The following is a 26,134-nucleotide window of genomic DNA, read 5'->3' as shown; positions in this document are numbered from 1 at the left end:
CGCCTAGACTCATCTCCTGCACAGCTTCCCGGACAGCCGCATGACCGACAGTTTCGTCACCCAGTGCCCGCATTGCCAGACCAGCTTTCGCGTCACCCATCACCAGTTGAGCGTGGCCCGCGGCGTAGTGCGCTGCGGCCAATGCCTGCAGGTGTTCAACGCGGCGAAACAACTGCTGGAGCAGAACCGCGCCGCGGCTGGCGAAGGCGACACCCGTGCGCCGGCGCCGGCAGCCGAGCCGGCCGTGCCAGCGCCCGCAGCCGTGCAGCCGGAGGCCGCCCCGCCGGCACCGAGCGAGGACAACTGGACGGTCACGGCCGAGGAACTCGATGCCCTCGACCTCGACCAGGAGCTGGCGCGCCTTGAACGGCGCAGCCCCGGTGATCGGCGCGCAGCCCCGGCCAAGGGCATGCTCCAGGCCCGCCGCGACGATCAGCTCGGCGATGGGCCTGGCGATGAACCGTTCGGCACCGCCACTGACGGCGACCGTTTGCCTGCGCAGGAGCGCGAGGACGCACCGATGCTGGTCGAGCAGGAGCCGCTTGACCTGGCACCGGCCGACGACGAGCGCACCGAGCCTACTCTCGGCGCCACCAGCCTCGATCTCGACGATGAACCACCAGTGCGCGATCGGCCACTCGACGACGACCTCGACGAACCCTCGCGGCAGTTACCCAGCCATGACGAACCGGTGCCGGAAAAGGGCCTTTCGGCGCTTGACGACGAGGTGCACAGCGCGCCGTTCTCGGCCCGCGACGATGACCCCGACGAACATCCCGGGCAGCGCCTGGAACCGAGCCTGGCCGCCAAGCCCGAGCGCGCGCGCAAGGAGCCGCTGGTCGACGTGGTCGACGACCCGTTGCAGTTGGGCTGGGAAAAGCCCGCCCCGAACTGGGGCAAGCGCCTGCTGTGGGGTTTCCTGACCCTGCTGGCCGCAGGCCTGCTGGCATTCCAGTACGTCTGGTTCCACTTCGACGAAATGGCCCGCCAGGACCAGTACCGCCCATGGTTCCAGCAGTTATGCCCGATGTTCGGCTGCCAGGTGCCGACCCGCGTCGACATCTCGCGGATCAAGAGCAGCAACCTGGTAGTGCGCAGCCACCCGGACTTCAAAGGGGCGCTGATCGTCGACGCGATCATCTACAACCGCGCGCCCTTCGCCCAGCCCTTCCCGCTGCTCGAGCTGCGCTTCGCCGACCTCAACGGCCAGTTGATCGCCAGCCGGCGCTTCAAGCCCAGCGAGTACCTGTCGGGCGAGCTGGCCGGGCGCGGCGAGATGCCCAGCCAGACGCCGATCCACATCGCCCTGGATATCCTCGACCCTGGGCCGAAGGCGGTGAACTACAGCCTGAGCTTCCGTTCGCCGGAGTAAGCGACAGGCGGCAAGCTTCAAACCGCAGGTAAAAGCCTGTCTGCAGGCCTCTTGCAGCTTGAAGCTTGCCGCTTGGCACTGGGTGTCATAACGCCGCAACTGTTCAGATTTTATCCAGATTCATCTTTATCCGGTCATCGAGAGCGGGTATCATGCCATCCCTTTTTCGAACTCCAATGATTCGGCCCCACAACAGGGAACACCTATGTCGGCGGTACGCATCGGCCCTTACACACTGCAGAACAACCTGATCCTGGCCCCCATGGCCGGCGTCACGGACCAGCCTTTCCGAACACTGTGCAAACGCCTCGGGGCGGGCATGGTGGTATCGGAGATGGTCTCCAGCGACATGCGCCTGTGGAACAGCCGCAAGTCGAGCCTGCGCCGCATCCACGAAGGTGATCCCGAGCCACGCTCGGTGCAGATCGCCGGTGGCGACGCGCAGATGATGGCCGAGGCGGCCCGGGCCAACGTCGAAGCCGGCGCGCAGATCATCGATATCAACATGGGCTGCCCGGCGAAAAAAGTCTGCAACAAGGCCGCAGGCTCTGCTTTATTGAGAGATGAAGCCTTGGTCACCGAAATCCTCCATGCCGTCGTCGGCGCCGTGGACGTGCCGGTGACGCTGAAGATCCGCACCGGCTGGGACCGGACGAGCAAGAACGGCCTGAACGTGGCGAAGATCGCCGAACAGGCCGGCATCCAGGCGCTGGCGGTGCATGGCCGCACACGCGCCGACCTGTACACCGGTGACGCCGAGTACGACACCATCGCCGCGATCAAGCAGGCGGTGTCGATCCCGGTTTTCGCCAACGGCGACATCACCTCGCCGGAAAAGGCCCGGGCGGTGCTGCATGCCACCGGTGCCGACGGCCTGCTGATCGGCCGTGCCGCCCAGGGGCGGCCGTGGATTTTCCGCGAGATCGAGCATTACCTGCGCACGGGCGAGCACCTGCCCGCCCCGGCGCTGGACGAAGTGGAACGCATTCTGCTGGAGCACCTGGCCGCGCTGCATGCCTTCTATGGCGATGTGATGGGCGTGCGGATCGCCCGCAAGCACGTTGGCTGGTACCTGGCAACCCGACCTGGCGGCAAGGAGTTCCGCAGCCAGTTCAACGCTTTGCAAGACACACAAGCGCAGTGCGCCAACGTTCAGGCGTTTTTCGCCGAACGTCGACAGAGCCTTGGGACAGAGGACGAACAAGGGGTGGCCGCATGACGATGATGACCGAGACATTAGTGAGTGGAACAACGCCCGTGAGCGACAACGCCAACCTCAAGCAGCACTTGAACACGCCGAGCGAAGAGGGCCAGACCCTGCGCGACAGCGTCGAGAAGGCACTGCACAACTACTTCGCCCACCTGGAAGGCGCTACCGTCACGGACGTGTACAACCTGGTGCTCTCGGAAGTCGAGGCGCCGCTGCTCGAATGCGTGATGAACTACGTCAAGGGCAACCAGACCAAGGCCAGCGAGATGCTCGGGCTCAACCGAGGCACGCTGCGCAAGAAGCTCAAGCAGTACGATCTGTTGTAAGGCCAGAACCCCAACCAAAAAGGCGCTCATGCAAAGAGGCGCCTTTTTTGCTGACTCCACCGCGTTATGGAATCTGAAATGACCGACCAGACTACCCGCCTGCCGATCCGCCGCGCCCTGATCAGCGTCTCCGACAAGACCGGTATCCTCGAATTCGCCCGTGAGCTGCAACAGCTCGGTGTCGAGATCCTGTCCACCGGCGGCACCTACAAGCTGCTCAAGGACAACGGCGTCAACGCGGTGGAAGTGGCCGACTACACCGGCTTCGCCGAAATGATGGACGGCCGGGTCAAGACCCTGCATCCGAAGATCCACGGCGGCATCCTGGGCCGTCGCGGCACCGACGACGCCATCATGAACGAGCATGGCATCAAGCCGATCGACCTGGTCGCGGTCAACCTGTACCCGTTCGAAGCCACCATCAGCAAGCCGGGCTGCGACCTGCCGACCGCCATCGAGAACATCGACATCGGCGGCCCGACCATGGTCCGTTCCGCGGCGAAGAACCACAAGGACGTGGCCATCGTGGTCAACGCCAGCGATTACGCCGGCATTGTCGAAGGCCTGAAAGCCGGCGGCCTGACCTACGCCCAGCGCTTCGACCTGATGCTCAAGGCCTTCGAGCACACCGCCGCCTACGACGGCATGATCGCCAACTACATGGGCACCATCGACCAGGTCAAGGACACCCTGTCCACCGAAGACCGCAGCGAGTTCCCGCGCACCTTCAACAGCCAGTTCGTCAAGGCCCAGGAAATGCGCTACGGCGAGAACCCGCACCAGAGCGCGGCGTTCTACGTCGAGGCCAAGAAAGGCGAGGCCAGCATTTCCACCGCCATCCAGCTGCAAGGCAAGGAGCTGTCGTTCAACAACGTGGCCGACACCGACGCCGCGCTGGAGTGCGTGAAGAGCTTCGTCAAGCCGGCCTGCGTGATCGTCAAGCACGCCAACCCGTGCGGCGTGGCCGTGGTGCCTGAGGACGAAGGCGGTATCCGCAAGGCCTACGACCTGGCCTACGCCACCGACACCGAGTCGGCGTTCGGCGGCATCATCGCCTTCAACCGCGAGCTGGACGGCGAAACCGCCAAAGCCATCGTCGAGCGCCAGTTCGTCGAAGTGATCATCGCCCCGAAAATCTCCCAGGCCGCCCGCGAAGTCGTGGCCGCCAAGCAGAACGTGCGTCTGCTGGAGTGCGGCGAGTGGCCAGCCGAGCGCGCCGCCGGTTGGGACTTCAAGCGCGTCAACGGTGGCCTGCTGGTGCAGAGCCGCGATGTCGGCATGATCACTGCCGACGACCTGAAGATCGTCACCAAGCGTGCGCCGACCGAGCAGGAAATCCACGACCTGGTGTTTGCCTGGAAAGTGGCCAAGTTCGTCAAGTCCAACGCCATCGTCTACGCCAAGCAGCGCCAGACCATCGGCGTCGGCGCCGGCCAGATGAGCCGCGTCAACTCCGCGCGCATCGCCGCGATCAAGGCCGAACATGCCGGCCTGCAGGTGCAGGGCGCGGTAATGGCCTCGGATGCGTTCTTCCCGTTCCGTGATGGCATCGACAACGCGGCTAAAGTGGGTATCAGCGCCGTGATCCAGCCAGGTGGTTCGATGCGTGATGCCGAAGTCATCGCCGCTGCCGACGAAGCCGGGATCGCCATGGTATTCACCGGCATGCGCCACTTCCGCCACTGATTATGGCAATCGGCCGCACTGAAGCAGGCATCTGCTGCGTTGGGGCCGGTTCCGCTGATGCTCATTGCCATAAGGCAACTGCGCTCATCGGAACCGTCCCCGCCTTGCATCTACCTGCTTCATTGCGACCTCGTACAGCGAGGGGTGTTGCCTCTCGTTCGACAGATTTCGAGGTTTTGACATGAAAGTTTTGATCATCGGCAGCGGCGGTCGCGAACACGCCCTGGCCTGGAAAGTCGCCCAGGACCCACGGGTCGAGAAAATCTTCGTGGCGCCGGGTAACGCCGGTACCGCCAGCGAAGCCAAGTGCGAGAACGTCGCCATTGACGTCACTGCCCTGGAGCAACTGGCCGACTTCGCCGAGAAGAACGTCGACCTGACCATCGTCGGCCCGGAAGCGCCGCTGGTCATCGGTGTCGTGGACCTGTTCCGCAGCCGTGGCCTGGACTGCTTCGGCCCGACCAAGGGCGCGGCCCAGCTGGAAGGCTCCAAGGCCTTCACCAAGGACTTCCTGGCCCGTCACAAGATCCCGACTGCCGACTACCAGAACTTCACCGAGATCGAGCCGGCCCTGGCCTACCTGCGTGAGAAAGGCGCGCCGATCGTGATCAAGGCCGACGGCCTGGCCGCCGGTAAAGGCGTAATCGTCGCCATGACCCTGCAGGAAGCCGAAGACGCCGTGCGCGACATGCTCGCCGGCAATGCCTTCGGTGAAGCCGGTTCGCGCGTGGTGATCGAAGAGTTCCTCGACGGCGAGGAAGCCAGCTTCATTGTCATGGTCGACGGCCACAACGTGCTGCCCATGGCCACCAGCCAGGACCACAAGCGTGTCGGCAACCAGGATACCGGCCCGAACACCGGCGGCATGGGTGCCTACTCCCCTGCCCCCGTGGTCACTGCCGACGTGCACCAGCGCGTGATGGACCAGGTGATCTGGCCGACCGTGCGCGGCATGGCCGAGGAAGGCAACGTCTACACCGGCTTCCTGTATGCCGGCCTGATGATCGACAAGGCGGGCAACCCCAAGGTCATCGAGTTCAACTGCCGCTTCGGCGACCCGGAAACACAGCCGGTCATGCTGCGCCTGGAGTCGAGCCTGGTACTGCTGATCGAAGCCGCCTTCGCCAAGGCCCTGGACAAGGTCGAAGCGCAATGGGACCCGCGTCCGAGCCTGGGCGTGGTGCTGGCCGCCGGTGGCTACCCGGGCGACTACGCCAAGGGCGCCGTGATCAGCGGCCTGGACGCCGCCGCCAAGCTGCAAGGCAAGGTGTTCCACGCCGGCACCGCACTGAAGGACGGCCAGGTGGTCACCGCCGGTGGCCGCGTACTGTGCGCCACCGCCATGGGCGACACCGTCGAAGCCGCCCAGCAGCAGGCCTACCGCCTGGCCGAGCAGGTCAAGTGGGACGCCAGCTTCTACCGCAACGACATCGGCTACCGGGCCATCGCCCGCGAGCGCGGTGAGCAGCAGTAAAAGTGCAGCCAACGGTCGTGCCGCTCCCGGCGCACGGCCTTCGGCTCGTCGTCAAGGCCCCGCCGGGGCCTTGCCTTCGCCTTGGCGCGCCGCGCATAGTGGTTATCCGGCACATTAGCTAAGAAGGGATTTCGTCGTGCGTCGGCTTCGGATTGCCATAGCCCTGATCGTCAGCCTGCTGACCCTGCTCTGCCTGCTCCCGGCACACGCCGAACAGGCTGCAGGCTGGTCGGCGCTGCTCGATGAACAGGCCAACCTGCAGCTGTCCGACGTGCGCTCCGAACGCTACCGCAACCAGTTCAGCCCATTGGCCCTCGAAGAACTGGATGCCGCCCTCCCCGACCAGGCCCTGTGGTTGCACTACCGCCTGGATCCGAGCGACCAGGAACAACTGGTACGCATTTTCGCCCCCGACCTGTCACGCCTGGACCTCTACGCCCTGGAAGGCGGCAAATTGCTGCGCCAGCTGCACCATGGCCGGCAGGGCGACGGCCTCAGCCCCACCCTGCGCGGCAGGGACCACGTGCTGCCACTGCCGCACAGCAACCAACCACTGGATATCTACCTGCGACTGGTTTCCGAACACCAATTGCGCCCGGCCATCACTGTCGAGACCACCGCCCACGCCGCCGCCGACCAGCGCCAATCGCTGCTGTTCGGCCTGTTGTTCGGTGGCCTGGTGATGCTGATCCTGCACAACCTGATCCGCTTCGGTTACACACGCTCGAGCACCACGCTGGTACTGGCGCTGTACCACGGCCTGATGCTGCTCAGCGCGCTGATCCTGCTCAACCTCACTGGGCCCTGGGGGCAGCTGTGGCACAGCGCGCAAACCCCGGCGGCCTACCTGACGCTGGTACTGGCAGGCCTGGCCGGGTTGTACTTCACCCTGCATTTCTTCTCCCCCTGCAGTTCGGCGCGGCTCAATCGCCTGCTGCACATGGAAATGGTGGTGGCCGCGGTCAGCGGCCTGGTGCTGCTGTTCGTCGACACCCTGCCGCTGAACCTGATGACCTACGCCCTGCTCGCCCTGGGCAGCGTGAGCATGCTGCTGGTCAGCGGCTATCACTGGTACAAAGGCTACGGCCCGGCGCGCCTGTTCGCCGTGGCGATGCTGGTGTTCAACCTCGGCGGCCTGGTGCTGCTGCCGGCCCTGCTGGGCCTCACCCGCACCTCCACGCCCTGGTTGCTGTGCATCCTCATGGCGCTGACCGTGGTCAGCGGCCTGCTGCTCAACCTCGCGGTCAGCGAGCGCCTGCGCCGGATCAGCGAGGAGCGCTTCCGCGCCAGCCGCGCGCTGGCCGCCAGCGACGCCGAGATCAACGCCAAGGCCGAATTCCTGGCCAAGATCAGCCACGAGATCCGCACCCCCATGAACGGCGTGCTGGGCATGACCGAGCTGCTGCTCGGCACGCCGCTATCGGTCAAGCAGCGCGACTATGTGCAGACCATCCACAGCGCCGGCAACGAACTGCTCACCCTGATCAACGAAATCCTCGACATCTCCAAGCTCGAGTCGCGGCAGATCGAGCTGGACGACGTGCAGTTCGACCTCAATGCCCTGATCGAGGACTGCCTGAACATCTTCCGGGCCAAGGCCGAACAGCAGAACATCGAGCTGATCAGCTTCACCCAGCCACAGGTGCCGCGAGTGGTCAGCGGCGACCCGACGCGCCTGCGCCAGGCCTTGTCGAGCCTGCTGGACAACGCCCTGAAGAACACCACCCAGGGCGAGATCCTGCTGGTGGTGGCCCTCGACCAGCGTGGCGACAGCCCGCGCCTGCGCATCGCCGTGCAGGACAGCGGCGAGCCCATGCCGCCGGCCGAGCGCGACGCCTTGCTGCAGGCCGAGCTGCACAGCCGCCACTTCCTTTCCAGCAACAAGCTCGGCGGCCACCTGGGCCTGGTGATCGCCAAGCAACTGATCGGGCTGATGCAGGGCGAGTTCGGCATCAAGACCAGCACCAGCATGGGCAACACCCTGTGGCTGACCCTGCCGCTCGACCCGCTGCGCCTGGAGCAGCCGCCCACCGACCTCGACGGCCCGCTGCGCGACGCCCGGGTGCTGGTGGTGGACGACAACGACACCTGCCGCAAGGTGCTGGTGCAGCAATGCAGCGCCTGGGGCATGAACGTCAGCGCGGTGCCGTCGGGCAAGGAGGCGCTGGCCTTGCTGCGCACCAAGGCGCACCTGCGCGACTATTTCGACGCGGTGCTGCTCGACCAGAACATGCCCGGCATGACCGGCATGCAGTTGGCGGCCAAGATCAAGGAAGACCCGAGCCTGAACCACGACATCCTGGTGGTCATGCTCACCGGTATCAGCAACGCGCCGAGCAAGATCATCGCCCGCAATGCCGGGGTCAAGCGCATCCTCGCCAAGCCGGTGGCCGGCTACACGCTCAAGACCACCCTTGCCGAGGAGCTCGCCCTGCGCGGCCGCGAGCAGGCCGCACCGCCGCTGCCGGTCGGCACCCCGGTGCCGCTGGACCTGCCCGGCGACTTCCGTATCCTGGTGGCCGAGGACAACAGCATCTCGACCAAGGTCATCCGCGGCATGCTCGGCAAGCTCAACCTCGAGCCGGATACCGCCAGCAACGGCGAAGAGGCCCTGCAGGCAATGAAGGCCAAGCACTACGACCTGGTACTGATGGACTGCGAGATGCCAGTGCTCGACGGTTTCTCCGCCACCCAGCAGTTGCGCGCCTGGGAGACCGCCAACCAGCGTCCGCGCACCCCGGTGGTGGCATTGACCGCGCACATCCTCAATGAGCACAAGGAACGCGCGCGCCTGGCCGGCATGGACGGGCACATGGCCAAGCCGGTGGAGCTGTCGCAGTTGCGCGAGCTGGTGCAGTTCTGGGCGGGGCAGCGGCAGGCGGTGTCCGACGACACCACGCAGATCCTGTAGCAGCGACTTCAGCCGCGAGGCAGCCACCACAGAATCTGATACCCCCTTCGCGGGTGATCGCGGCTGAAGCCGCTCCTACAGGTTCCGTGCTATACAGGTGCCACCCATTCCCGCCGCGGACCCAGCGCCATGCTCCATGAGTTGTTCAGCGTCTACCTGAAGATGCTCGTGCTCTACAGCCCGTTCTTCGTACTCTCATGTTTCATCGGCCTGACCCGCGGCCACTCCAGCAAGGAGCGCAAGCAACTGGCCTGGCGGGTAGCCATTGCCACGCTGGTCGCCAGCGTGCTGCTGTACCTGTTCGGGCGGGTGATCTTCGGGGTATTCGGCATCACCGCCGACGCCTTCCGCATCGGCGCAGGCTCGGTGCTGTTCATCTCGGCGCTGGGCATGGCCCAGGGCAAGTCGGCGGTGCAGACCGACAACGTGCAGCAGGACGTGACCATCGTGCCGCTGACCATTCCGCTCACCGTCGGCCCCGGCACCATCGGTGCGTTGCTGGTGATGGGCGTGGGCCAACCGCACTGGGACGACAAGCTGCTGGCCATCGTCAGCATCGCCCTGGCCAGCTTCACCGTGGGCCTGGTGCTGTACCTCTCGCACCGTATCGAACGGATCCTCGGCGACCAGGGCCTGCAGATCGTCAGCCGCCTGATGGGGCTGTTCGTCTGCGCCCTGGCGGCGCAGATCATCTTCACCGGGATCAAGGGCTACCTGCTGCCCTGACCCCGGCTGCGCTCAGGGCTTGGCGGGGTACCAGCGCGGCGTGTACACCCACTGGCCGCCATCGGCACGGGGGAAGGTGCAGGTGGTCGAGGAGCCAACCAGCACCATGGTGCGCATGTCGACCATCTCCGGCAGCAGCTCGCCCAAGGTCACCACCCGCAGGGTCTGCCCCGGCCTGCCGATATCACGGCCCAGCACCACGGGAGTGCCTGCGTCGCGATGGCGGCGCACCACCTCCAGCGCCACGCCCAGCTGATGCGGTCGGGCCTTGGAGATCGGGTTGTAGAACGCCAGCACCAGATCCGCCTGGGCCGCCAGGTCGAGGCGTTTCTCGATGATCGACCAGGGCTTGAGGTTGTCCGACAACGACATCACGCAGAAGTCGTGGCCCAGTGGCGCCCCCGCCTGGGCGGCGGTAGCCAGCGAGGCCGAGACGCCGGGCAGGATCTCCAGCTCGACGCGCTGCCAGGCCGGGTCACTGGATTCGTGGAGCGCTTCGAGCACCGCGGCGGCCATGGCGAACACGCCCGGATCGCCCGACGACACCACCACCACCGAACGCCCTTGCGCCGCCAGCTCGAAGGCATGGCGGGCGCGCTGCATTTCTTCGCGGTTGTCGGTGCAATGCAGCACCTGATCGTCGCGGAAGGGGCCGGCCATGCGCACGTAGGTTTCGTAACCCAGCACATCCTGCGCACGCGCCAGCTCAGCCTTGACCGCCGGCACCATCAGCTCGGCGGCACCAGGGCCCAGGCCGATCACGGCCAGGCGACCACGGCGCCGGCCAATGCGGTCGATGTCGACAGGTGCCGGGCAAACGGCGTGGGCGAGCCCCACGGACGAGCCTACCCGCGCTTGCGGGACTGCATCAGCCAGCATCCGCTCCAGGCTTTCGGCAGCCGGGGCGAAGCGCAGGGCAACATTCAGTGCCCGTGCAGCTTCGTGCAGGGCTGGCTCCGCCATCTCGGTTTCGCTCGCCAGCAGGCAGGCCAGCGCGGGCTCGGCGATGTTCGCCCGCAGCAGTTCCTCGCGTATTTGGTGCACCAGGTCGGCGCTACCGGCCCTGACCGCCACCACCACGCAACGCGCATGGATCAGCAGTTCGTCACGGCTGGCCGGACGCAGTGCGCTGCCCACGTGGATAGTGCGTTGCGCCTCGTCACTGGCGGGCAACTGCACGTGTTCGAGCCACGGCGCGTCGCCTTCGACACGCACCGTCTCACCCGCCAGCAGGTCGGAGACGAAGCGCTTGCCCTGCTCCAGGTCCGCCAGTGCGTAACCCTCGGGCGGGTTGAGCAGGCAGGTGCCAAAGCGCAGCTCGCCACTGGTGGTGATCGCCGCGCTCACACCCAGCGCCTCGCCGATCTCTCGGGCCATGACGTTGACCCCACCCAGGCCACCGAGCAGCGGCACCACGGCGCTGCCGTCCTCGGCCACCACCAGTACCGGTGGCTCGACGCCTTTTTCGCTCAACAGCGGCGCCAGGGTGCGAATAACGATACCCGCCGCGCACAGGGCGATGATCGGCGTGTCCTGCTGGTACAGCGCACGCAGGGTGTCGCCAAATGCTGCGTAGTATCGGTCGGCCCCTTCCACGCGCCCTTCCAGGCCATGGATCAGCGCCTGTGGATAACAGGCCTGGATACGCCGCGCGGTGGCCAGGCTGCCCGGGCCGAGAATGACGATTGCCGGAGCCTTGTTCATCCCTGCCATTTCTCACCCGGCACGATGATCAGCGAGAAGTATGGCGAGGACTGTGGGTCGACCTCGTCCAGCGCGACGATCTTCTGGTTGGCCATGGTCGCCCGCTCCACGTACAGCGCACGGCTATCCATGCCCAGTTCGGCGAGCACCTGGCGCACCTTGGGGAAGTTGCGTCCCAGTTTCATGATCACTGCGGCGTCGGCATCGGCCAGACGGCGCTTGAGCTCCTCATGGGGCAACACACCGGAAAGCACGGTGAGGGTCTGGTTGCGATACACCAGCGGCGCTCCGAGCACCGAGGCGCCGCCGAGCATCGAGCACACGCCCGGGATCACCTGGGCCTCGTAGCGCGAGGCCAGGCGGTCGTGCAGATACATGTAGGAGCCGTAGAAGAACGGGTCGCCCTCGCAGATCACCGCCACGTCACGGCCGGCATCCAGGTGTTCGGCCACCTGCACGCTGGCTTCGTCGTAGAAGTCGCTGATCACCTGTTCATAGGACAGCGGCGCGGGCAGCGCCTCGGTGGTCACCGGGTACACCAGCGGCAACAGGGTCTGTTCGGCTTGCAGGTGCGCTTCGATGATGCCGAAGGCATTGCCGCGCTTGCCCTTGGCAACGAAGTACGCCACCACCGGCGCCTCGCGCAGCAGGCGCAAGGCCTTGACCGTGATCAGCTCAGGGTCGCCCGGGCCCACGCCGAGGCCCAGCAGTCGTCCGCGTGCCTGCATCATTCCACCTCCGTGGCCAGGGCGTTGACTGCCGCGGCGGCCATCGCGCTGCCGCCCAGGCGGCCCTGCATGATCACGAACGGCACGCCGCGGCTGTCGGCGGCGAGCATCGCCTTGGATTCGGCGGCGCCGACGAAGCCGACCGGGAAGCCGAGGATCAACGCCGGTTTCGGTGCGCCGGCATCGAGCATTTCCAGCAGGTAGAACAGCGCGGTCGGCGCGTTGCCGATCACCACCACGCTGCCTTCCAGGTGCGGGCGCCACAGCTCCAGGGCCACGGCGGAACGGGTGTTGCCTTCGGCCTTGGCCAGGTCCGGCACGCTCGGGTCGCGCAGGGTGCAGATCACCGGGTTGTTGGCCGGCAGACGGGCACGGGTGATGCCTTCGGCGACCATGTGCGCGTCGCAGAGGATCGGCGCGCCCTTGGCCAGGGCCTCGCGGCCGGCAGTGCCGGCGCCTTCGGAGAACTGCAGGCCATCGATGGCCTCGACCATGCCGCAGGCATGGATCACGCGCACGGCGAGCTTTTCAAGATCGGCGGGGATCCGCTCGAGCCGGGCTTCCTCGCGGATGATGCGGAAGGAATTGCGATAGATCTCCTGACCATCGCGGATGTAGTCAATCATCAAGGTGCTCCGTCGGCAGGTCGAGCATGGCGCCTGCTTCTTCTGGGGTGAGGTCGGCGCCGCGCAGCCTGCCGAAGCCCGGCTGGCGCGCATCGCGCAGGTAAAGGTCATAGCGGCCCGGGGCGCGGGCCAGCAGGGTGGCCGGGGCCGCATGGGCCATGGCGCAGGAACGTGGGCAGGCGGACAGGTGCACGCTGCCTGGGGCGCCGTGGTGCAGCAAGCCGGCCAGGGTGACGGCATCGGCCTTGGTGTCGGCCTGGCCCTTGGCGCAGCCGCTGGAGCCAGTGCAGGCGACGACCCGCGCCAGCGGGTGCTCGCTGTGACACAGCAGGTCCAGGGCCGCAAGGTGTTCGCGGGCAGGCTGCACATGGGCCGGGTTCAGGTTGGTCAGTACCAGGCTCTGCCAAGGCGTCAGGCGCAAGCTGCCATCGCCCCATTGGCGGACGACATGGGCGGCGCCGCGCAGCATGGCCGGGGTCAGGCGACCAAGGGGTGGCGCGACGCCCAGGGCCACGCCCTGGCGCTGGGGCAACATGCCAAGCCAGGCACTTGTCGTTGCCGGGCGCTGCCAAGCCAGCGATGAGGTGTCGATTTGCAGGGGCAGCCCTTCAAGGAAGTGCTCCACCGGGCACACCTGCAGCAATTGACGCATGCGCGACTGCTCGGGGGTCGCCAGGTCGAGGAAGCGCTCCAGCACTGCACGCACCAACGCCAGCCCCTGCTCCACCGGCACCGCGCCCAGCGCCTGGCTATTCGACAGGCTGCTGGCGAGCCCGAACCGCAACCAGATGCGTCCTTCGCGTTGCATCGCGGACAGCCACAGATCATGGGCGTGCTCGAGCATCGCCAGCGCTTCGCCGCCATCGAGTTGAACGGCGAACTTGGCCGACAGCTTGTGGAACCTGGGTGTACTTTCCAGCAGGTCGAGAATCTGCCCGGCCAACGGTCGGGTGTCGAACACCATGGCCGGATCGAGCCCAGCCAATGGGCTCACCATGAGGTTGCGCACATCATCACCGGCCGCGTCACGCGGGCCGAGCCCGGCAGCCAGCAGCTGCTCGACCAGGCCCCGGTGGTCATCACCGATGCCGCGAATCTGCAGATTGGCCCGGTTGGTCGCCTCGATCACGCCTCCGGCAAAACGCTCGGCGGCGTCGGCCACGGCATCGGCCTGGTCGGCCAGCAGCAGGCCACCGGGCAGCTTGATCCGGCAGATGCCGCCATCGCGCGCGGCGACGATGCGCCACAACCCCGGGCAGGCCGAGGGACGGGGCGAAACTTCGGGGGGCAGGGGCGGCGTCAAGGGGGCATCCGGCAATCGTGAAAGTGCGCTTCAGTGTAGAAGGCGCGGTATTATGCCTGCTTTGTCCGGCGGCATGAAAAACCGGTGGTCGAACGCCCCGCGATCAATGAACGGTACGAGGAACAGATGGCCCCCTGGCTGACAGTAATAGGCATCGGCGAAGACGGCTTCAGCGGCCTGGGCAAACAGGCCCGGCGCGCCCTGCTAGCGGCCACGCGCATCATCGGTGCCCCGCGCCAGCTGGCCCTGCTGCCCCGCTGCGTCACCGCCGAGCAACTGCATTGGCCCAGCCCCTTCTCCCTGGCCCCGGTCCTGGCCCTGCGCGGCGAGCCGGTATGCGTATTGGCCAGCGGCGATCCGATGTTCTACGGCGTCGGCGCCAGCCTGGCGCGCCAGCTGCCCGCCGAGGAACTGCAGGTGCTGTCGATGCCCTCCTCCTGCGCCCTGGCCGCCGCCCGCCTGGGCTGGCCGCTGCAGGACGTGCAGGTGGTCTCGGTGGTCGCCCGCCCGCTGGCGGCGCTCAATGCCCACCTGTACAGCGGCCTGCGCCTGCTGGTGCTGAGCAACGACGAAAGCAGCCCGGCGGCCATTGCCGCACAGCTGCGCGAACGTGGCTTCGGCCCCAGCCGTCTCCAGGTGTTCGAACACCTCGGTGGGCCACAGGAAAGAACGCTGAGCGGCACCGCTGACGACTGGCCACACACCGAGATCGCCACGCTCAACCTGGTCGCCATCGAATGCCAGGCCTCGCCTGATGCCCCGCGCCTGCCTCGCGTGGCCGGCCTGCCCGACAGCGCCTTCCGTCACGACGGCCAGCTGACCAAGCGCGACGTGCGTGCGATTACCCTGGCCCGCCTGGCACCGCAACCCGGCGAACTGCTGTGGGACGTAGGCGCGGGCTGCGGCTCCATCGGCATCGAATGGATGCGCGCCCACCCCAGCTGCCGCACCCTTGCGATCGAGGCAGACGAAGGCCGCCAGGGCTATATCGAACACAACCGCGACACCCTCGGCGTGCCCGGCCTGCAACTGATCCGCGGCAAGGCACCCGAGGCGTTGGCCGGTCTGGAACGTCCGGACGCGATCTTCATCGGCGGTGGCATCACCCGCGCAGGCGTGCTTGACCTGTGCTGGGAGCGCCTGCTGCCGGGCGGGCGCCTGATTGCCAACGCCGTCACGCTGCAAAGCGAGGTCGCCCTGGCGCAGTTTCGCGACCAGCATGGCGGCGAGCTGACCCGTATCCATATCGCCCACACCCAGCCGCTGGGCAGTTTCGACACCTGGCGCCAGGCCCTGCCGATCACTTTGCTCGACGTGGTGAAACCCGTCGATGCGTGAAGAAACCCGCGAACAGCCCGCGCCCCTGCGCAGCGGCCTGACCACCGGCAGTTGCGCCACCGCCACCAGCCTGGCGGCGGCGCGCCTGCTGCTGACCGGCCAGCACAATGACGCGGTGCACATCACCCTGCCCAAGGGCAAGGTGGTAGAGATGCGCCTGGAGTTCTGCCATCTCAAAGGCGAAGCCGCCGAAGCCGGCACCCTGAAAGATGCCGGCGACGACCCCGATGTCACCCATGGCGCCCTGCTCTACAGCCAGGTGCGCCTGCTGGCCGAGCCCGGCATTCGCTTTGTCGCCGGGCAAGGCGTGGGGACCGTGACCCGCCCGGGGCTGGTGCTGGGCGTCGGCGAGCCAGCGATCAACCCGGTACCGCGCAGGATGATCGGCGACCACTTGCAACAGTTGGCCAGCGAATGCGGCTATGGCGGCGGTTTCGAAGTCACGGTCAATGTCCAGGGTGGCGAGTCGCTGGCCCTGAAGACCATGAACCCGCGCCTGGGCATCCTCGGCGGGCTGTCGATCCTCGGTACCAGCGGCATCGTCCGGCCGTTTTCCTGCTCGGCCTACATCGCCTCGATCCACCAGGGCATCGACGTCGCCCACACCAACGGCTACACGCACATCGCCGCCTGCACCGGCAACGCCAGCGAAGACACCATGCGCCGGGTCTACGACCTGCCCGAGATCGCCCTGATCGAGATGGGCGACTTCGTCGGCGCCGTGCTCAAGCACCTGCGCAAGGTGCCGGTGCCGCGCCTCACGCTGTGCGGTGGCTTCGGCAAGATCAGCAAGCTGGCAGCCGGGCACATGGACCTGCACAGCCGCCATTCGAGCATCGACCTGCCGCAGCTGGCGGGCTGGGCTGCCGACATTGGCGCCGACTCAGCGTTGCAAGCGGCGATCGTCGGCGCCAACACCAGCCAGCAGGCCCTCGCCCTGGCCCATGCCGCCGGTATCGCCTTGGGCGACGAAGTCTGCCGCCATGCGCTGAACTTCGCCCGGAGCGTGGTGCCGGCCCAGGTCCAGGTGGAGGTGTTCGCCATCGACCGCCAGGGCGGCATCGTCGGCAAGGCAGGTGTGCAATGAACGGGCGCATCCTGCTGCTGGGCGGCGTTACCGAGGCCCTGGCCATCGCCCGTACACTCGGGCCGCAGCATGTCTACAGCCTCGCCGGCATCGGCCGTATTCCCCAGGACCTGGCCTGCCAGGTGCGGGTCGGCGGCTATGGCGGCGCCGAAGGCCTGGCCGAGTACCTGCGCGTCGAAGGCATCGACCTGCTGATCGACGCCACCCATCCCTATGCCGCGCAGATCAGCCGCAACGCCGCCCTCGCCGCACGCAGCGCTGGCATTCCCTGCTGGGCCCTGCGCCGCCCGGCATGGCAGGCGCAGCCTGGCGATGACTGGCGCGAAGTCGAGGACTGGGCCGGGCTGATCGAGGCCCTGACCCCATTCCAGCGCCCCTTGTTCACCCTTGGCCGCGAACCCCTGCAACATCTGGACGAAATCCCCCCACACCAGTTCTGGACCCTGCGTGCCCTCGAAGCGTGTCCCGGCAATGAACGCTGTGAGGTGATCGGTGCACGCGGACCATTCCTCATTGACGATGAGCGTGCCCTGTTCGAACGTCGACGGATCGACGTGCTGGTGAGCAAGAACAGTGGCAGCACGGCCACCGAGCCGAAGCTGGAAGTGGCAAGGGAGCGAGGTACTCCGGTGTTGATTCTCAAACGCCCCGAGCTTCCCGAGGTCGATCGGTTGTTCAGCTCTGTGACAGAACTGGTATCGGCACTTACGCGCTGACTTCGATGGTCCCCTTGGCCTGACCGGAGTCTCAGACGCTTCAACCTTCTCAGCAAATGGCCATTTGCCTCTCCACTGCCGTAAACTCTGACCCCTCCCCCTGGAAGGCCCTGCTCATATGGAAATGCAATGGTGGATCTGGCTCGTCTTCGGCGTTGCCCTGATCCTGCTGGAACTGGTGCTCCCCACCTTCTTCATCCTCTGGTTCGGCATCGGTGCCGTGCTGGTGTCGTTCATTTCGCTGCTTGCTCCCAGCCTGCAACTCGATATGCAGGGCCTGCTGTGGGTGGTGCTCTCATCGATCACCACCGCCCTCTGGTTCAAGGTGTTCCGGCGCAAGAAGCCGGACGTGCGCTGGACCGCCGACAGCGTGATCGGCGAGGTCGGCCTGCTGACCAGCGCCGTGTCGCAGTTCCAGAAAGGCCGCGTGCGCTTCCAGAAGCCGATCCTTGGCAACGAGGAATGGACCTGCGTCGCCGACAGCGACATCCCCGCCGGCGAGCGTGTACGCCTGGCCGCCATCGAAGGCAACACCGCCCGGGTTACCCGGGCCTGAATCCGCACTAAAAGGAAGTTCGCAAGCATGACCAGCCTCATCGTCGTCGCCACCCTCGCTGTATTCGTCCTCATCACCGTGTTCAAGGGCGTGCGCATCGTGCCCCAGGGCGAGGAATGGATCGTCGAGCGCCTGGGCCGCTACCACAGCACCCTCAAGCCGGGCCTGAACATCGTCATTCCGTACATGGACGTGGTCGCCTACCGCCTGCCGACCAAGGACATCATCCTCGACGTGCAGCAGCAGGAAATCATCACCAAGGACAATGCGGTGATCGTCGCCAACGCCCTGTGCTTCGCCAAGGTGGTCGACCCACAGAAAGCCTCTTACGGCGTGCAGAACTTCTCGTTCGCCGTCACCAGCCTGACCATGACCTCGCTGCGCGCCATCGTCGGCGCCATGGACCTGGACGAGGCGCTGTCCAGCCGCGAGCAGATCAAGGCGCGCCTGCGCGAGGCGATGTCCGAGCAGACCGAAGACTGGGGCGTGACCGTGCGCTCGGTGGAGATCCAGGACATCAAGCCGTCGCCGAGCATGCAGACTGCCATGGAGCGTCAGGCCGCTGCCGAGCGTGAACGTAAAGCCGACGTGACCCGCGCCGAGGGCAACAAGCAGGCGGCGATTCTCGAAGCCGAAGCGCGCCTGCAGGCAGCCAAGCTGGATGCCGAGGCCCAGGTGAACCTGGCCGAGGCGTCGGCGCGGGCGATCACCCTGGTCAAGGAAGCGGTGGGCAGCGAGACCGTACCGGCCATGTACCTGCTGGGTGAGCGTTACATTGGCGCGATGGAGAACCTGGCAGCCAGCGACAACTCGAAAGTCGTGGTGCTGCCGGCGGACCTGCAGGAAACCGTGCGCGGACTGATGGGGCGCGGCAAGGCCTGATATCACCTGGGGCTGCTGTGCAGCCCCAGGTGCGGCACTTCACCGCACCCCGGCTTTTTTACCTATACTCCGCCGTACAATAGCCCTCACGATTCCTGACCGGATCTCTCCATGCCCCCACGTCGGCACATTGCCTGGATAGCCTGCCTTGCAGTGCTGTTCAACCTGCTGGCCATGCCGCTGTCTTCTGCCGCGCCCAAGGGCCCGGCCGAGCAGCTGCTGTGGGGGGCTTTCTGCTCCAGCATGGCCAACAAGGCCAAGGTCGATGTCCAGGCCCTGGCCAAGATCGACCTGGGGCAGCAAAGCGACGACAGCGCCAGCATGATGAACTGCTGGTGCTGCCTGGGTGCAGCGCCACTGCTGGCCTTGCCCAGCTACCCGCCACAGTTGCACAACCCGCCGCTTCTGATCGCCGGGCACCTGCCGCTCCTCGCCGACTACCAGCCCACGCCGCGCCAGCTCTGGCCCGCGCTCAATCCCCGTGCCTCTCCGCTGGTCTGAGTTCACTACGCTGTCCTTCAGAACCTGAACAGACCGGAGACTCACCCATGCTCAAGCAAGCCCTCGTCCTGGCCGCCCTGCTGCTGCCCGGCGCCTACGCCAACGCCCACGAGTACAGCGTCGGCGACCTGCACATCGCCCACCCCTGGTCGCTGGAGCTGCCGCCGAACGCGCCTAACGTCGCGGCCTACTTTGTCGTGCACAACAACGGCAAGGCCGATGACCGCCTGCTCTCGGTGAAAAGCCCCATCACCGACGACGCCCAGTTGCACGAGCATGTGATGAGCGCCGCCGGCGCCATGAAGATGCAACATGTACCTAGCGTGTTGGTCCCGGCCGGCAAGGATGTGGTATTCGCCCCCAGCGCCTACCACGTGATGATCATGCAGCCCAAGGACCGCAGCCTGCTCACCGACGGCAAGCGCTTCCCGCTGACCCTGCACTTCGAGACAGCCGGTGACGTCACCGTCGACGTCGCGGTGCAGAAGCAGCCGCCGGCCGAGCAAGCCGCAGCGCACGAACACACGCACTGACCGACTGACAGGCGCTCGCCATGAGCCTGCCGCGCTACAGCTCCGCCCGCAGCACCCGCCCTGATCGCAGGCGCGTCGGTGGCGGCTGGCTGAGCCTGTTCGCCATGTGGATGATCTTCATCGGCCCGCTGGTCTCCCAGTCGATGCCGATGGAGCACCACGCCGGCATGGCCATGCCCATGGACATGTCGATGAGCATGCCCATGGCCCACGCTCACGACGAGCACCATGGCCACGGCAACGATGGCCAGCTGCATGTCATGTGGGAGAAGTGCGGCTACTGCAGCCTGCTGTTCAACTGCCCCGCCCTGCCCCAGACCCTCAGCCCGCTGACTGCGGGCAGCCAACTCCCCCCTGTCCACCTCGCCAATGCCACGCGCCAGGGCCATGCCCGGCAGGCTGTATTCCCCGGCGCCCGCAGCCGCGCGCCGCCCGGTTCGATCGTCGCCTGAACACAACGCGATAAACGCCCGAAGCCAGGAGGCTTCGCGCTGACTCATGACTGATCGACTGGAATCATTATGTCCGGCTGCACCCCTGTTTTTGCCCTTTCCCTGCGTGGGACCATCGCCGTACTGTGCGGCTCGCTGCTCGCGCCACTGGCCTTTGCCGCCGAAACCGGCCACGAAGGCCACATCCACGACACTGCCGAGCTGAGCCCGACGGTGATCACCGCCATCGCCCCGAGCTCGCCGCTGACCGTGGTCACCAACCCCAAGGACCCGCGCCAGCCCGTGCCAGCCAGCGACGGCGGCGACTACCTCAAGACCATCCCTGGGTTCTCGGTGATCCGTGCTGGCGGCACCAACGGCGACCCGGTGCTGCGCGGCATGTTCGGCTCGCGGCTGAACATCCTCACCAACGGCGGCATGATGCTCGGCGCCTGCCCGGGCCGCATGGACGCCCCGACCTCGTACATCTCCCCGGAAACCTACGACCGCCTCACCGTGATCAAGGGCCCGCAAAGCGTGATCTGGGGCCCGGGCGGCTCCGCTGGCACCATCCTCTTCGAGCGTGACCCGGAGAAGTTCGGCGAGCTCGGCAGCCGGGTCAACGGCAGCGTGCTGGCCGGCTCCAACGGCCGCTTCGACAAGGTGCTCGACGCTGCCGCCGGCAACCAGCTCGGCTATGTGCGCTTCGTCGGCAACCAGTCGCACTCGGACGACTTCGAAGACGGCAACGGTGACACCGTGCCGTCGCGCTGGGACAAGTGGAACGGCGATGTCAGCCTCGGCTGGACCCCGGACGCCGACACCCTGCTCGAACTGACCGCCGGCAAGGGCGATGGCGAGGCGCGTTCCGCCGGGCGTGGCATGGACGGCTCGCAGTTCAAGCGCGAAAGCCTGGGGCTGCGCTTCGAAAAGTCCAACCTCGGCGAGGTGCTCGACAAGGTCGAAGCGCAGGTCTACTACAACTACGCCGACCACGTGATGGACAACTACACCCTGCGCACCCCGTCGGGCAGCGGCATGATGGGCATGCCCATGGTCAGCAACGTCGACCGCCGCACCATGGGTGCTCGGATCAAGGCCACCTGGCGCTGGGCTGACGTGCAACTGATCAGCGGCATCGATGCGCAGACCAACGAGCACCGCCAGCGTGGCGGCATGGGGGTCAACGCGCACAAGGGCCAGCCCTGGACCAAGGATGCCGACTTCCACAACTACGGCGCCTTCGGCGAGCTCACCTGGTATGCGACCGGCGAGGACCGCCTGATCACCGGCGCCCGCCTGGACCGCGCCTCGGCCCGCGACTTCCGCAAGGGCAGCGCTACCGAAGGCGACACCCGCGCCGACACGCTGCCCAGCGGCTTCGTGCGCTACGAGCACGACCTGGCGGCGATCCCCGCCACCACCTACATCGGCCTCGGCCACACCCAGCGTTTCCCCGACTACTGGGAGCTGTTCTCGCCCAAGCGCGCCCCGGCCGGCTCGGTGAACGCCTTCGACGGCATCAAGCCGGAGAAGACCACCCAGCTCGACTTCGGCATCCAGTATCGCGACGAACGTCTGGAAGCCTGGGCATCGGGCTATGTCGGCCAGATCCGCGACTACATCCTGTTCGACTACCAACGCAACATGATGGGCAACCTCACCTCCCAGGCGCAGAACATCGACGCCCGCATCATGGGCGGCGAACTGGGCGCGGCCTACAAGCTGACCGAGAACTGGAAGGCCGACGCCACGCTCGCCTACGCTTGGGGCAAGAACAGCAGTGATGGCAAGGCGCTACCGCAAATGCCACCACTGGAAAGCCGCCTGGGCCTGACCTACAGCCGCGACACCTGGAGCGTCGGTGCCCTATGGCGCCTGGTGGCCGAGCAGAACCGCATCGCCCAGAACCAGGGCAACGTGGTGGGCAAGGACTACGACAAAAGTGCCGGCTTCGGTGTGTTCTCGCTCAACGGCGCCTACAAGGTGAACAACAACCTCAAGCTCAGCGCGGGCGTCGACAACCTGTTCGACAAGGCCTACGCCGAGCACCTGAACCTGGCCGGGAACGCCGGGTTCGGCTACCCGGCCAACAGTACCCAGCCGGTGAACGAGCCAGGCAGGACCTTCTGGACCAAGGTCGACTTCAGCTTCTGACAACAACAAACGGGCGCGGGGCCTGACCGCGCCCACTTAAGGTCTACGGGAGGCTCCCATGAGCAAACCAAACGTTTCCTTCTACAACCTGGCGTGGCGCTGGCATTTCTATGCCGGGCTGTTCGTGGCGCCGTTCATGATCCTGCTGGCGCTTACCGGGATCGTCTACCTGTTCAAGCCGCAGCTCGACCCGTTGATGTACCGCGAACTGATGGTGGTCGAGGCCGGCCATCACCGGCAAAGCGCCGACACCCTGCTGGCCAACGTGCGCCAGGCTTATCCACAGGGGCAGGTGGGCCAGTACCTGCCAGCGATCAGCGCCGAGCGCAGCGCGCAGTTCGTGGTGCATGACGGCGGTCGCGAGCTGAATGTCTTCGTCGACCCGTACAGCGGCAAGGTGCTGGGCGAGCAGGATGGCAAGCAGAACCTGCAGGCCATCGCCCGCGCCCTGCATGGCGAACTGATGGTCGGCACGGTCGGTGACCGGCTGGTGGAACTGGCGGCGGGCTGGGGCATTGTCCTGGTGGTGTCCGGCCTCTATCTCTGGTGGCCACGCGGGCGCAGCAGCGCGGGCGTGCTGTGGCCACGTTTCAGCGCGCGCGGCCGCTTGCTGTGGCGCGACCTGCATGCCGTCACCGGTTTCTGGGGCTCGGCCCTGCTGCTGCTGATGCTGCTCAGCGGCATGACCTGGACCGGGCTGTGGGGCAAGCAGTACGCCGACCTGTGGAACCGCTTCCCGGCGGCCATGTGGAACGATGTGCCCAAGTCCGATAAAGAAGCGCGCGACCTCAACAGCGCCCATCGCCAGACCGTGCCCTGGGCCATGGAGAACACGCCAATGCCAGTGTCCGGCGCCCATGCCGAACATGCCGGGCATCACATGATGGATCACGCACCAGCGGCGCCGCAGGTCAGCCTGCAACAGGTCGAGGATGTCGCCACCCTGCGCAAGGTCGAGCCGGGCTACAGCATCACCCTGCCGACCAGTGCCGACGGCGTGTTCACCATCGCGGTGTTCGCCGACGATCCGCGCAACGACGCCACCCTGCATGTCGACCAGTACACCGGGCAGGTGCTGGCCGACGTGCGCTGGCAGGACTACAGCCCGGTAGCCCGCGCCACGGAGCTGGGGGTGATGCTGCACGAGGGCAAGATGTTCGGGGCGTTGAACCAGCTCGTCATCCTGCTGGTATGCCTGATGATCCTGCTGGGTTCGGTAAGCGGGCTGGTGATGTGGTGGAAGCGCAAGCCGGCTGGTGGGCTCGGCGTGCCGCCGCTGCGCCATGACCTGCCGCGCTGGAAGACGGCGGTGGGGGTGATGCTGGTGCTGGGCCTCGCCTTCCCGCTGGTGGGGTTGTCCATGGTGGTGATGTGGGTGGTGGATAGCCTGGTGGTGAGGCAGCGGGCCTTGGCCCGGGCCTGAGACCTTGCTTGGCTGTTCCGGCCTGATCGCCGGCAAGCCGGCTCCCACAAAGGTGGATGCGATCCCTGTGGGAGCCGGCTTGCCAGCGATGATGCCAGCCCATGCAACCATTGACTCCAGTCATGTCGAGCATCGCGCTGTACCGCCAAGATCGTGCCGATCTGCCACACCCGCGATTGGAACGCGACGTGATAGCCTACTCGGCTTTCGCTCACAAAAAGACTGACCCTCAATGGAATGCAGCCTATGACCCGGACCTCCCAGACACCCTCCGAAGAGCAGCACCTGCAACGCAACCTGACCAACCGTCACATCCAGCTCATCGCCATTGGCGGCGCCATCGGCACCGGCCTGTTCATGGGCTCGGGCAAGACCATCAGCCTGGCCGGCCCGTCGATCATCTTCGTCTACATGATCATCGGCTTCATGCTGTTCTTCGTCATGCGCGCCATGGGCGAGCTGCTGCTGTCGAACCTCAACTACAAGTCGTTCATCGATTTCTCCGCCGACCTGCTCGGCCCCTGGGCCGGCTACTTCACCGGCTGGACCTACTGGTTCTGCTGGGTGGTCACCGGCATCGCCGACGTGGTGGCGATTGCCGCCTACACACAATTCTGGTTCCCGGACCTTCCGCAGTGGATACCGGCGCTGAGCTGCGTGGCGCTGTTGCTGTCGCTGAACCTGGTCACGGTGAAGATGTTCGGCGAAATGGAATTCTGGTTCGCCCTGATCAAGATCATCGCCATCATGGGCCTGGTCGCCACCGGCCTGTACATGGTCATCACCGGCTTCCAGTCGCCGAGCGGGCACACCGCCACCCTGACCAACCTGTGGAATGACGGCGGCATGTTCCCCAACGGCCTGCTGGGCTTCTTCGCCGGCTTCCAGATCGCCGTGTTCGCCTTCGTCGGCATCGAGCTGGTAGGCACTACCGCCGCCGAAGCGAAGAACCCCGAGCGCACCCTGCCGCGGGCGATCAACTCGATCCCGATCCGCATCATCGTGTTCTACGTGCTGGCGCTGATCGCCATCATGGCGGTGACCCCATGGCGCGACGTGGTGCCGGGCAAGAGCCCGTTCGTCGAGCTGTTCGTGCTGGCCGGCCTGCCGGCGGCGGCGAGCATCATCAACTTCGTGGTGCTGACCTCGGCGGCCTCGTCGGCCAACAGCGGCGTGTTCTCCACCAGCCGCATGCTGTTCGGCCTGGCCCAGGAGGGCGATGCGCCCAAGGCGTTCGAGAAACTCTCGCGCCGTGCGGTGCCGGCCAACGGCCTGTACTTCTCCTGCACCTGCCTGCTGCTGGGCGCGGTGCTGATCTACCTGGTACCCAATGTGATCGAAGCCTTCACCCTGGTGACGACGGTGTCGGCGGTGCTGTTCATGTTCGTGTGGACGCTGATCCTGCTGTCGTACCTGAGCTACCGCAAGCAACGTGCGGCGCTGCATGAGCAATCCACCTACAAGATGCCCGGCGGGCGCTTCATGTGCTATGTGTGCCTGGTGTTCTTCGCCGGCATCCTGGTGCTGTTGAGCCTGGAGGCCGACACCCGTTCGGCGCTGGTGGTAACGCCGATCTGGTTTGTGATCCTGGCAGTGACCTACCAGTTCGTGCGTAGCAGGCGCCAGCCACGCGCAACCCTAGGCAACTTACCGGACTGACAGATCCAAAAGGGGCCGCTTTGCGGCCCTTCGCAGCGCTCCAACGTGCCCCCGCCACACCAGGCGCCTAGCTTCCGATCAGGCATCGACCTGACATTTTTGCCAGTTGTCCCCTCTCTCGCCTCCCCCCTTAATGTTCCCAGACCGTGACGTATCGCAGTGACGATCCGCATTCGACAGGGAGCACGCTTGCATGACCGAACAATCTGCCACCGCCAACACCTACGCCAACCTGTTCCCGGAACAATTGGCCAACCCTTGCAGCCCGGATGCACCGGAATCGAACACCGGGCCCATCGCTTACCTGCATGCCCTTTACCAGAAGGCCCTGGAGTTGGAGGGCGCCAGCAAGGACAGCACGCGCCTGACACTCGCCAAGCGGCGCCCGGATATCGGCGAACTGCTGCTAGACCCTCGCACACTTGAACAGCCCGTCAGCGCACTGGCCCTGGCTATTCGCGCCCTCACCCATCATGCCCAGGGCTGTGCCGGCAAAGCCGCTTATTTGCCCGAGGTACTGGCGAACGCAGGCCAGCACGCCCACCTGCCGTTCAACTATGCGCTCGAGCAGGCCAAGGCGGTGCTCTCGTACAAGAAGATCCCGCTTTTCGAACTGCTGCAGCAGACCGGATACAACTACCCCAGCTTCTGCTATGAAGGGTTGCGCAGCGAGGATCTGCGCCAGGTCATGCGTAACGCCAGCGGCTTCAGCCCGGCCCTGCAAGCGTTATTGCTGGAAGAAAAACCCCTGCGTAAGACCGGCGACGATTAGCGCAAGTGGTACG

Annotated in this window: 23 protein-coding genes; 19 read left to right on the top strand and 4 right to left on the bottom strand. The window is 66.2% G+C overall.

The window, feature by feature from the left end:
* Window positions 1-40: 40 nt before the first annotated feature.
* From ACODS9_RS11165 to ACODS9_RS11135, 7 genes are all read left to right on the top strand, one after another.
* Entirely contained in the window at window positions 41-1,372 is a 1,332-nt protein-coding gene (locus ACODS9_RS11165; protein WP_489093913.1) for a DUF3426 domain-containing protein, read from the top strand.
* Window positions 1,373-1,577: 205 nt separating this feature from the next.
* Window positions 1,578-2,591 carry a tRNA dihydrouridine synthase DusB gene (dusB, locus tag ACODS9_RS11160; RefSeq protein ID WP_489093912.1) on the top strand — a complete coding sequence of 338 codons (1,014 nt, stop codon included), beginning with the start codon at window positions 1,578-1,580 and terminating at the stop codon, window positions 2,589-2,591.
* On the top strand, window positions 2,588-2,908 hold the full coding sequence (gene fis, locus ACODS9_RS11155; protein ID WP_011535876.1) for a DNA-binding transcriptional regulator Fis: 321 nt from the start codon (window positions 2,588-2,590) through the stop codon (window positions 2,906-2,908). Before dusB ends, fis begins: the two co-directional genes overlap by 4 nt.
* 78 nt (window positions 2,909-2,986) lie before the next feature.
* Window positions 2,987-4,594 carry a bifunctional phosphoribosylaminoimidazolecarboxamide formyltransferase/IMP cyclohydrolase gene (gene purH / locus ACODS9_RS11150; RefSeq protein WP_489093911.1) on the top strand — a complete coding sequence of 536 codons (1,608 nt, stop codon included), beginning with the start codon at window positions 2,987-2,989 and terminating at the stop codon, window positions 4,592-4,594.
* Window positions 4,595-4,775: 181 nt separating this feature from the next.
* Complete coding sequence (gene purD / locus ACODS9_RS11145) at window positions 4,776-6,068, top strand: phosphoribosylamine--glycine ligase (protein WP_046854049.1); 1,293 nt, start codon at window positions 4,776-4,778, stop codon at window positions 6,066-6,068.
* Between the two features lie 136 nt (window positions 6,069-6,204).
* Window positions 6,205-8,979 (top strand): hybrid sensor histidine kinase/response regulator, encoded by a 2,775-nt coding sequence (locus tag ACODS9_RS11140; protein ID WP_489093910.1) that lies wholly within the window; start codon window positions 6,205-6,207, stop codon window positions 8,977-8,979.
* Window positions 8,980-9,108: 129 nt separating this feature from the next.
* The gene (locus ACODS9_RS11135) at window positions 9,109-9,705 is read left to right on the top strand and encodes a MarC family protein (protein WP_023633040.1); all 597 of its coding nucleotides are present in this window, start codon (window positions 9,109-9,111) and stop codon (window positions 9,703-9,705) included.
* A 12-nt stretch (window positions 9,706-9,717) separates the two neighbouring features.
* Here ACODS9_RS11135 and cobJ read toward each other — a convergent pair whose 3' ends face one another.
* The 4 genes from cobJ to cobG are packed head-to-tail and all read right to left on the bottom strand — an operon-like array spanning window position 9,718 to window position 14,081.
* Window positions 9,718-11,418, bottom strand: a complete 1,701-nt coding sequence (cobJ, locus tag ACODS9_RS11130; RefSeq protein WP_489093909.1) for a precorrin-3B C(17)-methyltransferase — start codon at window positions 11,416-11,418, stop codon at window positions 9,718-9,720.
* Window positions 11,406-12,140, bottom strand: coding sequence for a precorrin-2 C(20)-methyltransferase (locus ACODS9_RS11125; RefSeq protein ID WP_102683173.1), 735 nt, complete (start codon window positions 12,138-12,140; stop codon window positions 11,406-11,408). The genes cobJ and ACODS9_RS11125 overlap by 13 nt, the downstream gene beginning before the upstream one ends.
* On the bottom strand, window positions 12,137-12,763 hold the full coding sequence (locus ACODS9_RS11120) for a precorrin-8X methylmutase (protein WP_011535884.1): 627 nt from the start codon (window positions 12,761-12,763) through the stop codon (window positions 12,137-12,139). Before ACODS9_RS11120 ends, ACODS9_RS11125 begins: the two co-directional genes overlap by 4 nt.
* Complete coding sequence (gene cobG, locus ACODS9_RS11115; protein ID WP_401109149.1) at window positions 12,756-14,081, bottom strand: precorrin-3B synthase; 1,326 nt, start codon at window positions 14,079-14,081, stop codon at window positions 12,756-12,758. Before cobG ends, ACODS9_RS11120 begins: the two co-directional genes overlap by 8 nt.
* Before the next feature lie 111 nt (window positions 14,082-14,192).
* On the opposite strand from cobG, the gene cbiE reads away from it, so the two are divergent.
* From cbiE to ACODS9_RS11055, 12 genes are all read left to right on the top strand, one after another.
* Complete coding sequence (cbiE, locus tag ACODS9_RS11110) at window positions 14,193-15,404, top strand: precorrin-6y C5,15-methyltransferase (decarboxylating) subunit CbiE (protein WP_489093931.1); 1,212 nt, start codon at window positions 14,193-14,195, stop codon at window positions 15,402-15,404.
* On the top strand, window positions 15,397-16,491 hold the full coding sequence (locus tag ACODS9_RS11105) for a cobalt-precorrin-5B (C(1))-methyltransferase (protein ID WP_489093908.1): 1,095 nt from the start codon (window positions 15,397-15,399) through the stop codon (window positions 16,489-16,491). The genes cbiE and ACODS9_RS11105 overlap by 8 nt, the downstream gene beginning before the upstream one ends.
* A complete protein-coding gene (locus tag ACODS9_RS11100; protein ID WP_489093907.1) occupies window positions 16,488-17,207 on the top strand; it encodes a cobalt-precorrin-6A reductase in 720 nt (239 codons plus the stop codon). Before ACODS9_RS11105 ends, ACODS9_RS11100 begins: the two co-directional genes overlap by 4 nt.
* Before the next feature lie 118 nt (window positions 17,208-17,325).
* On the top strand, window positions 17,326-17,763 hold the full coding sequence (locus ACODS9_RS11095; RefSeq protein WP_023631113.1) for an NfeD family protein: 438 nt from the start codon (window positions 17,326-17,328) through the stop codon (window positions 17,761-17,763).
* A gap of 27 nt (window positions 17,764-17,790) precedes the next feature.
* Window positions 17,791-18,645 (top strand): SPFH domain-containing protein, encoded by an 855-nt coding sequence (locus ACODS9_RS11090; RefSeq protein WP_023631114.1) that lies wholly within the window; start codon window positions 17,791-17,793, stop codon window positions 18,643-18,645.
* 111 nt (window positions 18,646-18,756) lie between these two features.
* Entirely contained in the window at window positions 18,757-19,146 is a 390-nt protein-coding gene (locus ACODS9_RS11085; RefSeq protein ID WP_489093906.1) for a DUF2946 domain-containing protein, read from the top strand.
* Window positions 19,147-19,193: 47 nt separating this feature from the next.
* Window positions 19,194-19,679: a copper chaperone PCu(A)C gene (locus tag ACODS9_RS11080; protein ID WP_489093905.1), complete on the top strand. Its 486-nt coding sequence runs from the start codon at window positions 19,194-19,196 to the stop codon at window positions 19,677-19,679.
* A gap of 20 nt (window positions 19,680-19,699) precedes the next feature.
* On the top strand, window positions 19,700-20,131 hold the full coding sequence (locus ACODS9_RS11075) for a DUF2946 domain-containing protein (protein ID WP_489093904.1): 432 nt from the start codon (window positions 19,700-19,702) through the stop codon (window positions 20,129-20,131).
* A 69-nt stretch (window positions 20,132-20,200) separates the two neighbouring features.
* Complete coding sequence (locus tag ACODS9_RS11070) at window positions 20,201-22,267, top strand: TonB-dependent copper receptor (protein ID WP_489093903.1); 2,067 nt, start codon at window positions 20,201-20,203, stop codon at window positions 22,265-22,267.
* Window positions 22,268-22,325: 58 nt separating this feature from the next.
* Window positions 22,326-23,690: a PepSY-associated TM helix domain-containing protein gene (locus tag ACODS9_RS11065; protein WP_489093902.1), complete on the top strand. Its 1,365-nt coding sequence runs from the start codon at window positions 22,326-22,328 to the stop codon at window positions 23,688-23,690.
* Window positions 23,691-23,936: 246 nt separating this feature from the next.
* On the top strand, window positions 23,937-25,349 hold the full coding sequence (gene cycA, locus ACODS9_RS11060; protein ID WP_489093901.1) for a D-serine/D-alanine/glycine transporter: 1,413 nt from the start codon (window positions 23,937-23,939) through the stop codon (window positions 25,347-25,349).
* A 193-nt stretch (window positions 25,350-25,542) separates the two neighbouring features.
* Window positions 25,543-26,121, top strand: coding sequence for a Tc toxin subunit A (locus tag ACODS9_RS11055; protein ID WP_489093900.1), 579 nt, complete (start codon window positions 25,543-25,545; stop codon window positions 26,119-26,121).
* Window positions 26,122-26,134: the final 13 nt, after the last annotated feature.

Source organism: Pseudomonas sp. FG36 (assembly GCF_057809275.1).
Note: the sequence above shows the minus strand (reverse complement) of the source record. Positions and strands in the feature narration are given on the sequence as shown.

Excerpts from the sequence above, each read along its gene's own strand:
- ACODS9_RS11165 (WP_489093913.1), top strand. The coding sequence starts at position 41 with ATGACCGACAGTTTCGTCACCCAGTGCCCGCATTGCCAGACCAGCTTT.
- dusB (WP_489093912.1), top strand. The coding sequence starts at position 1,578 with ATGTCGGCGGTACGCATCGGCCCTTACACACTGCAGAACAACCTGATC.
- fis (WP_011535876.1), top strand. The coding sequence starts at position 2,588 with ATGACGATGATGACCGAGACATTAGTGAGTGGAACAACGCCCGTGAGC.
- purH (WP_489093911.1), top strand. The coding sequence starts at position 2,987 with ATGACCGACCAGACTACCCGCCTGCCGATCCGCCGCGCCCTGATCAGC.
- purD (WP_046854049.1), top strand. The coding sequence starts at position 4,776 with ATGAAAGTTTTGATCATCGGCAGCGGCGGTCGCGAACACGCCCTGGCC.
- ACODS9_RS11135 (WP_023633040.1), top strand. The coding sequence starts at position 9,109 with ATGCTCCATGAGTTGTTCAGCGTCTACCTGAAGATGCTCGTGCTCTAC.
- cobJ (WP_489093909.1), bottom strand. The coding sequence starts at position 11,418 with ATGGCAGGGATGAACAAGGCTCCGGCAATCGTCATTCTCGGCCCGGGC.
- ACODS9_RS11125 (WP_102683173.1), bottom strand. The coding sequence starts at position 12,140 with ATGATGCAGGCACGCGGACGACTGCTGGGCCTCGGCGTGGGCCCGGGC.
- ACODS9_RS11120 (WP_011535884.1), bottom strand. The coding sequence starts at position 12,763 with ATGATTGACTACATCCGCGATGGTCAGGAGATCTATCGCAATTCCTTC.
- cbiE (WP_489093931.1), top strand. The coding sequence starts at position 14,193 with ATGGCCCCCTGGCTGACAGTAATAGGCATCGGCGAAGACGGCTTCAGC.
- ACODS9_RS11105 (WP_489093908.1), top strand. The coding sequence starts at position 15,397 with ATGCGTGAAGAAACCCGCGAACAGCCCGCGCCCCTGCGCAGCGGCCTG.
- ACODS9_RS11100 (WP_489093907.1), top strand. The coding sequence starts at position 16,488 with ATGAACGGGCGCATCCTGCTGCTGGGCGGCGTTACCGAGGCCCTGGCC.
- ACODS9_RS11095 (WP_023631113.1), top strand. The coding sequence starts at position 17,326 with ATGGAAATGCAATGGTGGATCTGGCTCGTCTTCGGCGTTGCCCTGATC.
- ACODS9_RS11090 (WP_023631114.1), top strand. The coding sequence starts at position 17,791 with ATGACCAGCCTCATCGTCGTCGCCACCCTCGCTGTATTCGTCCTCATC.
- ACODS9_RS11085 (WP_489093906.1), top strand. The coding sequence starts at position 18,757 with ATGCCCCCACGTCGGCACATTGCCTGGATAGCCTGCCTTGCAGTGCTG.
- ACODS9_RS11080 (WP_489093905.1), top strand. The coding sequence starts at position 19,194 with ATGCTCAAGCAAGCCCTCGTCCTGGCCGCCCTGCTGCTGCCCGGCGCC.
- ACODS9_RS11075 (WP_489093904.1), top strand. The coding sequence starts at position 19,700 with ATGAGCCTGCCGCGCTACAGCTCCGCCCGCAGCACCCGCCCTGATCGC.
- ACODS9_RS11070 (WP_489093903.1), top strand. The coding sequence starts at position 20,201 with ATGTCCGGCTGCACCCCTGTTTTTGCCCTTTCCCTGCGTGGGACCATC.
- ACODS9_RS11065 (WP_489093902.1), top strand. The coding sequence starts at position 22,326 with ATGAGCAAACCAAACGTTTCCTTCTACAACCTGGCGTGGCGCTGGCAT.
- cycA (WP_489093901.1), top strand. The coding sequence starts at position 23,937 with ATGACCCGGACCTCCCAGACACCCTCCGAAGAGCAGCACCTGCAACGC.
- ACODS9_RS11055 (WP_489093900.1), top strand. The coding sequence starts at position 25,543 with ATGACCGAACAATCTGCCACCGCCAACACCTACGCCAACCTGTTCCCG.